Below are 2,157 nucleotides of genomic sequence, written 5' to 3'. Positions count from 1 at the left end.
CCGCCGAGCATCTCCGCGGCCATGCCGATGCGCGCAATGTCCAGCGTCGGATCGAGTACGTTCGCGCCGCCGTCCGGATCGCCGAGCAGCGCATCCGGGCCGACCCGTACATCCGCGAATTCGACGTTCGCGGCGTTGCGCGAATCGACCATGCTGGTGCGCCTTACATCGACGCCGGGCGCCTGGCTGCTCACCACGAAGAGGCTCAGGCCCTCCCTGTCGCCCGGCTTGCCGGAAGTCCGGGCCACCACGATGAACCGGTCGGCGACATGGCCATCCAGAACAAAGGACTTCCTGCCGTTGAGCACGAACCCATCCCCCGACCGCGCTGCCTCGGTAGCCGCGCCATGGGGTTCGTGGCGGTGAGACTCCTCGAGCGCAAGGGCCATGAGGCACTCGCCGGAGCAGATACCGGGCAGCAGGTCGGCCTTCTGCGCGTCGCTGCCGCCGATATTGACCGCCGTGCCGCAAACCCAGACGCTGGCGAACAGCGGGCTGGCTCCGAGCGTACGCCCCGTCTCTTCCGTGACCACGCCCAGCCCCTTGTAGCCGAACTCCAGGCCGCCGAACGCCTCCGGAAACGGGATGCCCGCCCAGCCGAGTTCCACCATCCCCCTCCAGGTATCGCGGTCGAACCCGTCGGCGGAGTTCTGGTCACGCAACCGGCGCAACTGGGAGATGGGCAGGTTGTTTGCGCAAAAGTCCCTGGCGGTGTCCTTGAGCATTTTCTGCTCTTCGTTGAGTATCATCGGCATGGTGTCGGCAATCTCCCGTCAATCCCGAGAACGCGGTGCTACGCGCACAAACGAAAATGAAATCAGACTCCACCCGCTTTGTACCCTCGCGGCGACACGCGGTACATGGCCCGCGCTCCGATCCCTGCGACTCCCCAATCAGGGTCCCCCGACCTCGCCACACGGAGCGTCGCTACCGCCGGGGATACCCGTCGAACCGTCAGCCTGGACTTTTTTGGGATAATTTCAAGAATTTCCCGGTCCAATGATCTGAAAGTGCTATCAATGCGCTCAACCGAATTGCGCTTGCCGGATTGCGGATGTGAACCCGAACCGTATTCTGCTGATCGAGGACGAACCGGATGTCGCGGAACTGGTAGCGTCCCACGTGGCCGACCTCTGCGACGAGGTCGTCGTCGCATATGACGGTCATGAAGGCATGCGTCTGGCGACTACCATGAACTGGACACTGATCATTCTCGACCTGAGCCTGCCCGGTCCCGATGGATTGACGATCTGTCGGGCGGTACGACGCGAAAACACCTACAAGCCGATACTGATGCTGACATCCAAGGGTTCGGAACACGATCGTGTGCTGGGGCTGGAAACCGGCGCCGACGACTATCTGCCCAAACCCTTCAGCGTTCTGGAACTGACCGCAAGAGCCCGGGCGATCATTCGCCGGGTGAAGGGGCTGCGCGAGAGCGGCGCGGATGCAGACGGCCAGGCGCGCCTGATCTCGGCCGGTTCGTTGACCATCGATCCAACCCGGCGCGAAGTTCTGAAGGACGGCCAGCCCATCGAACTGACGGTCCGCGAGTTCGATCTGCTGGAGCATTTCGCCCGCCACCCGGGCCGGGTTTTCACGCGTGACGACCTGCTCAACGGCGTATGGGGATACGGCCACGAGGGTTATGAGCACACGGTGAATTCACACATCAACCGACTGCGGGCGAAGATAGAGCGGAACCCATCCCGTCCGGAGATCATCATTACCGTGTGGGGCGTCGGCTACAAATTCGTCAACAGGCCGCCGGCCAACACGTGAGCGCCTCCGAGTCGCCCGAGAAGTCGCATGGAAAACAAGTTCCACCCCGGTGCCGATGCTCCGCCGGAGCATTGCGATCGACACACGGAGAAGATCGAAAAACTGGAGTATGAGAACCGCCTGCGCAGGGAGTTCATCGCGAACGTCCTGCACGACATCCGCTCCGCGCTAGCCGCCGTGAGAGGGTACATCGAAACGCCGCTGGTCAAGACCGGGCTTCCCGCCCCGGTACGTCGCCAATATCTGCAGATTGCACACAAACACACGGTCAGGCTGGGCGCCATGATCAATGAACTGTTCGCCCTATCGACGCTCGACGACATCGACGTTCGCACGCAACAGGAGAAGTTTTCCCTGTCAGAGCTGGTCATGGAC

3 protein-coding genes are annotated in these 2,157 nt (G+C 62.5%); 2 read left to right on the top strand and 1 reads right to left on the bottom strand.

What is annotated here, in order from left to right:
* The coding region (locus OXG98_10345) for an acyl-CoA/acyl-ACP dehydrogenase (protein MCY3772402.1) at nucleotides 1-755 on the bottom strand (755 nt) is incomplete at its 3' end.
* 301 nt (nucleotides 756-1,056) lie between these two features.
* On the opposite strand from OXG98_10345, the gene OXG98_10340 reads away from it, so the two are divergent.
* Both OXG98_10340 and OXG98_10335 read left to right on the top strand, forming a co-directional pair.
* Nucleotides 1,057-1,782, top strand: a complete 726-nt coding sequence (locus OXG98_10340; GenBank protein MCY3772401.1) for a response regulator transcription factor — start codon at nucleotides 1,057-1,059, stop codon at nucleotides 1,780-1,782.
* Between the two features lie 27 nt (nucleotides 1,783-1,809).
* The coding region (locus OXG98_10335) for a hypothetical protein (protein MCY3772400.1) at nucleotides 1,810-2,157 on the top strand (348 nt) is incomplete at its 3' end.

The organism is Gemmatimonadota bacterium (genome assembly GCA_026706345.1).
Classification (GTDB): domain Bacteria; phylum JAAXHH01; class JAAXHH01; order JAAXHH01; family JAAXHH01; genus JAAXHH01.
Note: the sequence above shows the minus strand (reverse complement) of the source record. Positions and strands in the feature narration are given on the sequence as shown.